The organism is Nitrosomonas sp. (genome assembly GCF_043753625.1).
GTDB lineage: Bacteria > Pseudomonadota > Gammaproteobacteria > Burkholderiales > Nitrosomonadaceae > Nitrosomonas.
Genome location: NZ_JAYUWI010000126.1, coordinates 1 through 10252, shown reverse-complemented (window position 1 = coordinate 10252; position 10252 = coordinate 1). Strand labels below are relative to the sequence as shown.

General features: G+C 42.6%; 6 protein-coding genes. All 6 read right to left on the bottom strand.

The genetic code is table 11. The features are described 5' to 3' along the window. Positions 1 to 242 precede the first annotated feature (242 nt). Positions 243 to 5174: a DEAD/DEAH box helicase gene (locus ACH10T_RS10840; RefSeq protein WP_394809291.1), complete on the bottom strand. Its 4932-nt coding sequence runs from the start codon at positions 5172 to 5174 to the stop codon at positions 243 to 245. A gap of 573 nt (positions 5175 to 5747) precedes the next feature. Next, positions 5748 to 6233, bottom strand: a complete 486-nt coding sequence (locus tag ACH10T_RS10835) for a hypothetical protein (protein WP_394809290.1) — start codon at positions 6231 to 6233, stop codon at positions 5748 to 5750. Positions 6234 to 6240: 7 nt separating this feature from the next. Next, positions 6241 to 7836 (bottom strand): phage/plasmid primase, P4 family, encoded by a 1596-nt coding sequence (locus ACH10T_RS10830; RefSeq protein ID WP_394809289.1) that lies wholly within the window; start codon positions 7834 to 7836, stop codon positions 6241 to 6243. Further along, entirely contained in the window at positions 7829 to 8758 is a 930-nt protein-coding gene (locus ACH10T_RS10825; RefSeq protein WP_394809288.1) for a toprim domain-containing protein, read from the bottom strand. Before ACH10T_RS10825 ends, ACH10T_RS10830 begins: the two co-directional genes overlap by 8 nt. Positions 8759 to 8760: 2 nt before the next feature. Beyond that, complete coding sequence (locus ACH10T_RS10820; protein ID WP_394809287.1) at positions 8761 to 9039, bottom strand: helix-turn-helix transcriptional regulator; 279 nt, start codon at positions 9037 to 9039, stop codon at positions 8761 to 8763. 568 nt (positions 9040 to 9607) lie between these two features. Beyond that, positions 9608 to 10252 (bottom strand): tyrosine-type recombinase/integrase (locus ACH10T_RS10815; protein WP_394809286.1); only part of this gene is annotated, 645 nt, incomplete at its 5' end.

Sequence of the window (10252 nt, the reverse complement as noted above, 5' to 3'; positions counted from 1 at the left end):
TTTTGCCAATTTGGTGACTTGCATGGTTTGTTTCCTGTGTTTTGTTATAAATATGAGAACTCATTAATAAATTTGCTCCGCTACAAAATTCACGAGGTTTTCATTACCCGCATGCTGTTTTTTCCTTCCCAGTACCTTAGCTTGTAAAAGTTTTTTGTGGATTTTTATGATAGGCGTGGCAGAGTGCGGTACTGGATTTTATAAGCTATGGAGATTAAGACCGCCCGTGAGTAGTCATCAAATTAGGCTTGATTCACTGCAATGTCCAGTCTCGGTAAATTCTTCACAATTTTCATCGTTTCCAGACTGACTGTAATCACACGCTGAAATAGCTTAAGCGGATAGGCGGCATCGTGCATGGTTGTCATTGCCCAATGGTTTGCATCGTTGACGATACCGCTTTCTGGATGGGTTTTGACTGATTGACGTTCAATAACCCATTCCAAAGTTGGCTTGCCATTGACTACATATTCATAGGCTTCAAGGGGAATATGGGTCATGGTGATCTTGTGGTTATAGATAACCGTGGATTTGTCAGTTTCCTTGCCTTTCTTGCCAAATTTCATTTGCTCTATCCGGTAATCGGCATCGCTAAAATCATCCATAAATAATTCACCGCCAGCATAATTGACTGGGTAAGGCTCTACTGATTCATAGTTGATATGCAGCTCTGCTAAATCACGGCCTGCTTGGCTGAATGCCCAAAAATCACTGGCTTTTTTCACACAAGGAATACGCGGTAATTCTTTGCTGAGATTATCGGCATAAAGCTTTTTATAATCTTCAGAATGTAACAATCCATAGATGTAATAAAACAAATCTTCTTTATTGATGGCTTCTGTTGAATAGGCTGATTGGAAATGCATTAATCCTTCATTAGTAATGCCGTCTTTTACGGTGTATTCAGCATCTGTGTTAACTGATTCACTTGGCTGATCACTTTCAAATAGTTCACCAGGCAGATTATCTGATTTGATTGAGTCATCTTGTGCTAAGTTTTTTTCATAGAGTTTGAGGGGGAAGCATTGGCCTTTAGAAACCATTTCAAGATCTGGCAGAGTATCAGAAATAAATGCACAAAAATCTTTGGTAGCTCCCCTCCCAGTCACACAAATCACCCGATTATCTGATGTTGCATCAGGAAAGATACGCGGCATTTGCCCGACGCGGTGAGTAAACTCATTGCTGAAATAAGTCCATGATTTAGAGTAAGGGCGATAAATTCCCTTGATTATGTTAGCTTCCTTAAATCTATGTTGTAAGAACTTTGCAGCATCGTTTTTTAAACTGGAAGTCCAACTAATTTTCGTGCTATCAGAATTTACAAAATCATCAAGTCTTTGATATTCGTGATTCTTTATACCTTGGCAAGCTTCCTTGTAACGAATTGCCTCATGATTGTAAAAGGTAATCATACTTCGCATGTTTTGAGCCAGGTCATTCTTGGAAAAGTTATAACACCATGCATCACGCCCAGTTTCTGCACCTCTTGAATAATTCTCAAAAACCTCGATAGACTCATTATCTCTCTTATCCCCCAAACTAATAAACGCACTAAAACCATCATCACGCTGGCCTATCCAGTCATGATGCTTATCCGGTGTAATCGGTAGCCAGCCATTAGATTTTTTAATCCCATTAATGCTCTTAAATGCACTAACTCTGGCAAGCTTATCCTCACGACTTAAATATTCACCAATGTCATGCATATAAATCTGACCATGCTCAACTGCATTGGGATTTTTAATCAAAATGCTGATGGCAATCGGTGCGCGGCTGCCACTCCCAAAAATCTTACCGCCTTCTTTACGTGATAATTCACCGGATGTACGTTGATTTCCCCGCAAATGAAACACATAAACACGACTAAATTCTTCAGCCAAACATTTTCTTAATCCATCTGCGGTATTGGCTTCAATAAATCCCGCGTTACTGACAAATCCAATGACACCGCTATTGCCAATGCGATTACTTGCCCAGCGGATAGCGCGAATATAAGAATCGTACAATGTGTTTTTATTGGTAGCGGTTGAATGGGCTGCATAGGTAGTGCGTATGCTTTCATCCAGTTTAGGATAAGCAATATTGGCGTTGTTATCATTGGCACTGGTTTGACCTGCTGAATAAGGCGGATTGCCCATAATCACCCGAATATCCAGCGCCTTTTGCTTCTTGCGTCGATTGCTATTAGCCACCATCATATTGCTAACCAAATCCTCTTTTTCATGAAGCTGGAAAGTATCGGTCAAACAAATGCCATTAAAAGGCTGATAATTTCCGCCCATGATGCTGTGATACGCGGCTTCGATGTTAATGGCTGCGATGTAATAAGCCAGCAATACGATTTCATTGGCGTGAATTTCATTTTCATATTTATAGGCTAGTTGATCTCGACCAATCAGCTCGCTTTGCAATAGCCGGGTGATGAATGTACCCGTACCGGTAAACGGGTCAAGAATATGCACATTCGGGCTGCCTAGTGTTTGATTGAATTCTTGCTGTAATGCGTCATTGATACTATGAATAATGAAATCCACTACTTCGACTGGGGTGTATACAATCCCCAGCCGTTCAGTCATTTTCGGGAAAGCGTTTTTAAAGAACTTGTCGTAGAGTTCAACAATGATGCGTTGCTTGCCTATGGCATTATCAATGCCAGCCGCTCGCATTTTGACGCTTTCATAGAATTTTTGCAGCGTCTCGGTCTCTTTCTCAAGGTTTTGCTCTTGCAATACATCCAGCACGCTTTGCATGGCCTGTGATACCGGGTTGTGCTGGGTGAAGCTGTAACCTTCAAACAAGGCATCAAACACGGGTTTGGTGATAATGTGCTGTGCCAGCATTTCAATGGCTTCTATCGCTGTGATGCTCTCGTTCAAGTCATCACGCAATTCTTCCAGAAACTTTTCAAAAGCCTGATACTCTTTGCCTTGCTTGTTGTTCAGTAAAGCCGTGATGCGGGAAACGTGCGTTTGAGCAATGCGCGCAATGTCATTTGCCCAGTTTTCCCAATAATCCCGCTTGCCGCATTTCTTGACGATTTTGGCATAAATGGCTTTTGAGAATTCATCAAATACAAAGCTTGCTTGACTGGGATTGGCTTTGCTGCTGGTATTATCGAAGGATTCATTATCAGCGTTATCAAAGCCACCCGTGCCGATATTAACGCCTTCTTCTTTATTCTTTTGTCGTTCTGGCAAGGTATTACTGACGGCGATAATTTCAATCTTGCTACTCACATCAGCGCCCAAGTCTAGTTTATTGATCGTGGCATCAAAGCGGTCATCATGAGAACGCAAGGCATTGAGGATCTGCCAGACAACTTTGTATTTCTCGTTGTTATTGAGGGCTTCTTCAGCGGGTATACCAGCGGGCACACCAATGGGTAAAATCACATAACCCATATTTTTGCCTTCCGCACGGCGCATGACACGGCCTACCGATTGAACCACATCAATCTGTGATTTTCTCGGGTGCAAAAATAAAATAGCATCCAAAGCGGGGACGTCCACACCTTCCGATAAACAGCGGGCATTGCTCAGGATGCGGCAAGTGTTTTTATCAGTATCTTCTTTTAACCAGCTTAACCGGCTATTGCGCGCGGTGGCATTAAAGGTGCCGTCCACATGATCCGCTTCACAATTGAGTGGCTGGAAATCTTCGGGTAGTGATTGGTTCTTTAGATATTCATCAACAACGGCGGCAAATTCATCTTTAATGCGCTTAGAACTTTTAATATCCCGGCAAAACGCAACCGCACGGCGCATGGGATTGGGATCTGCTACCACATCCGCTTTTAAATCCAGTTTGCTCAAAGCACGATAACAGCCGATGATTTTGGTGGCATCATCCAAAACCAGCTCGTTGTCACCATCGGTTAAGCGTTTCTGCACGCCTTCACTGACCAGTGTTTCATCAACGGCCAATACCAACACTTTGTAATCAGTCAGTAAGTTTTTTTGTACGGCATACGAAAAACTCAATTCATAGAGCGTTTCGCCATATAAAGTGGGGTTATCCATAGATGCAAGAACGGCATCGACTTCTTTGGCCTTGGTTTTAATGGCATCACCAAAGATGCGCGGGGTTGCTGTCATATAAAGGCGTTTTGCGCCTGCGATATAATCGCAATCATGAATCTTTACAAAGTTGGATTCATCTTCATTGGCTAGCGTGGCACCCGTGGTGCGGTGTGCTTCATCACAGATAATTAGATCAAATGCGGGCAGTGCATATTTCTTTTGCGCATCACGAATAACTTGAATAGATTGGTAAGTGGCAAAAATGACAGTCATCTCACCATCATGGGAATGCGCTACCTTAGCCGCCAGCTTCTTTGCATCGGTAGTGGCTGGATAAGCTAAATCATGAATATTGATATCCGCCAGATCGTCGCTAATTTTGCGCTTGCCTACCTGAACATCGGAACATACCGCATAGGACCGCAGTGGAATGACACTTTCAATTGTCCATTCGGCAATGGTTTGGGACATCAAGGAAAGTGAGGGCACCAGAAACAAGACTTGCTTGCTTGAACCTGCGATTTCTTCAGCAATTTTTAAACTTGTGAAAGTTTTTCCCGTACCACAAGCCATAATCATCTTGCCGCGGTCTGCCAGTGCCAAGCCTTTTTTAACCGCATTTATTGCAGTAATTTGGTGATCTCTGGGTGTTTTCTTGGCTTTGAGTTTAACCGGCTTGTTTGGGGCGTAAACACTCCAATCAATCGGGCTGTTTTCTAATTCAGATAAGCCAATGCGCTGGGTTTCGATAGTCTGATTACTGAGTGCCGTTTCAGCATGTTCACTCCATGCACCACTGGTGGAATCAACGATTAAACGGCGGGTGAATCCTTTTTTACCCGATGCGGTAAAGAATGAATCCAAATCTGATTTCTGAATTCTGTGATGTTCATCATAAAACTTGCACTGAATCGCACAAAATCCTTCTTCTTCGCTTAAACCAGCAACCAGGTCTATGCCAATGTCACGGCTATCAATGCCTTGTGATTCTGCCCAGTCTTTATATGTCCATACATCAGAGAATTGCGGGGAATAGGTGGGGTCATTCTTGAGGAAATCTTTTATTAACAGCTCAAAGTAGGTGCCTTTTTCTCGCTCTGTTTTGGATGCGCTTCTATAGCTTGCGAGTAATTCTCGTAAGGCTGATGACATGCTTTCCCCTGAAGTTTGATTTCTTATTGCGCATTTTAATCAGTATTTAGTGTTGAAAATAACATTTCAGGGAAAATAAAAATTAAAGTTATTTTTATTTGAGTCGATAACCGAAAAGCAGATAAGCAAAACTGTCACTGTTTATACCTTATTGAATTGTAAAGCTTTGCAACAATCAAATAACTGGCTTGACATTTACAAATTATCCACAGTGTGAACAGAATAAAAACGGCACTCTATGCAAATATATGTTTTAGTGAGGAACAATACTAACCACATGATAAATAGCATGAAATAAAATTTGTCATATTATTAATCAGGCATCAAAATGCTTTGCCGCTCCATAAGTTAGTCAATGAATATCGGTCTTTTCCACCAAGTTATCCACAGAAAATGTGGATAATAGGAAAAACCTTATGTTAAATAAAGTGATAAAGCTAATTGTGAGTTAACTTTCTAGAAAATTAACCAATCATCCCGATAGCCTTTTTATGTTCCCTGAGTAACCGGCTCATTTCTTTTTGCAGCTTGCTGTCCTAATTAACGCAATGATTTAGTTTTAGTGTGTCTGACTTATTGAATCTGTGCCTTCTCAATTAATTCCATTAGTAAGAATGCATCATATTTTTCCCGTGGAATAATCATTTCAAAGGTGTACTGATCCCGAATAGCAATAGTAACTATCACATGCTTTGCATCTGCTTCAACGTCAACAACAAATGCTCTTTGTGTATCTAGGTTATCTTCCAATATCCCCAATACTTTCAGCCTTCTTTCTTCGCGCTGCAATTCCGCAATGATTGCCGGTTTATGTTTTCTTAGCCTCTCTATCAGTTCATTGGTCACTTTTGCCGCTGGTGCTATATCAAGATTTTGTCCATCAGTTTTAACGGTAAAGTTTTTATTTCTCAGGTACGTAATTATTTCGATTACTTCCATTTTTAATATTTCTCCACACAAAACAAAGTTAGCAAAAAATGCAGCACTTCCAGCATATCCAACACTAGCAAGGGTTTCAGGCCGATATATCCAGCACCTATCCAGCACTAAATCCAGCAATACAGCACTAAAACGTTACAAATTCATCCTTTCCGCCGCATGGTTGCTCATGATCTAGCCTGATCCTTATTCCATTTATCCCCACTCCGTCGCTTCTTCTCGATTCGAGAACACTAATATTCAGCGTTTCACAAGTCTGTATAAGTAAATCTTTAAACCGTCGACTCGAAAGTGGTGTTTTGTGCGCGCGTTGACTCCATCGTAGGTAATTGGGGTATAGGAAAGATTCAGCGTTCTTATAAGTTGTTTCATGACCCGGCTCTTTGATCTCCCGCTTATCGCCAATTCGAGTCCATGCCTCGGTATCTGGTAGGCAGCATTCAGTTACCCAATCAGCAATTGGATTGCTTGCGGTCATGGCGTCTAGATTAGCATCGGCTATGCGTTTGGGTGGATTGCGAATAATTCGGGATATTTCTTCATGTGATAACTCAAGCAACCAATTAACCAGACCAGGCAACTCACTATGTAATACTGGTTCTTCGCCGCCTTGCCGCTGCCATGCCTGTTTCTCTTCATTGGTGGCTCTGCGGTCAAATATAACGGTTATCCGCCGCCTATCTAGTCCGCTGGTGTGGTCAGTAACTTGCAGCGATTCATTGCTGGCCATAATCACCAAACCTTGAAACACGAAGCTACCGGCTTGCTGCTGGTGTTTGCGTTCTAGTCGAATATGATCTTGACCAGTAATCGCTTTAAGATTGTTTATTGCCCCGCCGTATTTATCAGATTCACTAATAACAGCCAGCCGCTTGTTGTATAACGACGCAGCTTCAAAGCGGTTTTGCTCGAGTTGATCCAAGCTTGTGCTAACGGTATTTTCTTGACCAACTAACGCGGTAAGCAGTCGCATAAACACGCCTTTACCTGTGCCACCGCTGCCTTTCAAATGCAGAAATTTTTGAAGATCGGCTCGACCATGTAAAACCGCTGCCATCCATGCCCGCAAAAAATTAACCGTTTCTTTGTCTTGATCGACTGCTTGAAGTAGCCATGCTCTTATTTTTGGGCATTCGGCACCGGCTTTATAATCGTAAGGAAGTCCCCATGTCTGCGCGTTGTCTGGCGTGATGGATTCCAGTCTCTTTGTCGTTAGATTAAGTAATCCATTTTTAAAGGGTAATTTAGTATTATCATTTTCTGGTAATGGCAGCATCGCACCATCACAAAGAAGCGATTTAATGCCGTTTTTATACCCAGCTCTGAAGCCAAGATCACCCGCTGCAATATAAAGCAGATCAATAAGCAAGTTATCGGCCAATTGTGGAGACGCCAAAGGCTCCCAATGACTGCCTGAAAAGCTGTGCCATGTTTGCGACTTGATGTCATGGGCAAGGTAACCTGTCAAAGATTCTTGCAACACCTGCGCGGCTTTTGAATCAATGAGTAATGCCTTTCGCTCTTCCCCTTTTGGGGTTTCGGTAACAATCACCAATGAATCAGGATCAATCTCAGGTTTAGTGCTGGGTTGGTGTAGGGTTGGTGCTGGATTAATATCCTTGAAACCCTTACCAGTGCTGGAAGTGTTGGAAGTGCTGGATTTTTTAACTTTATTTAAAACATTTAGGTTGTTTGGATCTATGGCCAATTCTAAATTAAGCATTTCGACTTCCTCCTGTCAGCATATCATTCCAATCCTTGCCGGGTTCCTGTGGAATCATTACCTTCCCCCCAATAGCCAATGCGGCTTCACGCCCTTTAGTCTGCCCCAAGCCTGATACATCGTTATCAGCACAAATGATGATTTCCGTATCTGGCGAAAGATCTCGTACATTCTTCGCAACTGGTAACAAATTACCTGCATCGAATGCAACAACAACACGTTGCCCTGACTCTTCAAAAAGACTCGCGCCGGTAGCGAATCCCTCACAAATCAGAATACGCTGTGATAGATCGCCAATGATATGAAAGCAGCCGCGCTTGCGTCCACCTGATAAAAAGCGTTTCTCACCATGAGGATTAATAAACTGAAGATTAACAAGTTGATTTGATTCGTTAAAAATTGGGATAACCAATGCATCGCCATAGAGCCGCGCTCCGTGTGGTTGAATTCGTTTAGCTGTTAAATAGGCATGACCTGATTTTAGGTTGATCGGCTTAAATTTAGGCCATAGAGTATTAGCTCGCTTCGCCGTCTCCTCGTGCTTCTTGCGTTCTTCTGCATCGCGCTGAAACCTGGATTCGGTGATTTGTTTAATCTGAGCATATGAAACAGACTGGCAACCGTTGCCACTTCGCCAAGTCTGTGAAATACCAGTTTTGTAGTCTTGAAAATATCCTGCTGGGCGTCCGTTAAGGTGCAGTGTATAAGCACCGTTTAGAGTCCCTGGTTTGTGGCCTTCTATATGGACTCTGTGCAATTTACCATCTGCTATGACCTCACCGGAGTAAGGGATTCCAGCGGCTTGCATTGCTTGGCGAAATTGTGATTCTATGCTGCAAGTGGTATAATTAGCGCTTGAGTTTGCCAAAGTAGGCGCATTAGCCGAAGCCCCCCAGCTTCGGTTTTTTATTTGTAAGGTCATGATTAAACCTCAGCTCTGTAATTAACAGGGTCAGCAAGCCACTTGTGAAGTTCTGCGTTATCAAAAAACGTGCACCGAATACCCATCCTTTCAGGCTGCGGAGCCTTGCCTTCTTTAGATAACTGTCTGAATTTTTCGCGTGAAACTGGTGCGAAGTGTTTGATTTTTGACCAACGAGATTTTCCGGTCATCGGAAGCACTGCGGGTGGAAGCTGATCGACGGATTGATTCTGATTCTTGATAATTGCTGAAACAGCGGATAATGCAGGGGTTATTTTCAACGTTAAGCTCCTAATTGAATGAATGATAAATTCACCAATCAGGCGGCCGCTTGCGTGTCTATCGGTTGACTATTGTTTACCAGTGTCTACTAAGATATACAGTTATATCTATTGCACGCTATCAGCGTACCTGTTACCATTTGTGCATAGTTACACAAAGTGACACAAAGTTACACAAAGTCAAATACAGCCAAACGATGTTGTATATTTTTACTCAGTACATTAGCGTTACGCTAATGACATTTATAAACAATAGATTAAAACGCAAAACAGCCACCCGGCGCCGCGTTATTAGTCATAGGAAGATCGATCGTCAGCCATGACATAAACTTGGCACAAACCCGCTATGGACTCGAATCCTAGCGGGTTTTTTCATCGGTGATCGGATTGTACAATACAAATTATTTCAGCCCTGCAAATTTTTACAAATATTTCACAACATCTTGTATGGTTGCCCACCAAATACCTGCATCTAGTAGATATTCAGAAAACAATGGTAACACATGCTGGGCATTGCTGGTAAAACTGTATACTGTTCGAACTGTCTGTGGATAAAAACGGCGAATCTTTAAAATAAGTCCGCTTCCGCTCTTGCTGCATACAGATAATCCGCCCAATCCTGCATCATGCGTGCCCTTGGTTCTAGATAAAGGGCATGGTTATAACTTGCTGATACTTGATCACGTTTAGCATGTGCCAGTTGTAATTCGATATGCTCATGACTATAACCGCGTTCGTGAAGGATCGTTGAAGCTATCCCTCTGAAGCCGTGGCCCGTCATGCGTGAGTGATACCCCATCCGGTAGAGTGCGTAAAGAATGGTGTTATTGCTCATTGTTTTACCGTCTCTGCGTTCACTGGGAAATAGTAAGACTTGATCGGCTGCAAGATTCTTTATTTTCTCCAATACTGCCATCGCCTGATCGGATAATGGCACGATATGCGGAGTTTTCATCTTCATGCGCTCCGCTGGTATACGCCATTGCTTTTTATCCGATTCAATTTCATCCCACCGTGCACCGATTAATTCACTGGTTCGCACAAAAGTGAATGCCATCAGTTGCAATGCCAGCTTTGTTAATGGCTGTCCATCGTATTCATCGATCTTGCGGAGTAGTTCGGGTAATTCTTTTTGATCCAACCTTGCATAGTTGGTTTTCTTGGTGGGTTTCAGTACATCGGAAGGCTTGATATCTGCGGCAGGATTGCGTTC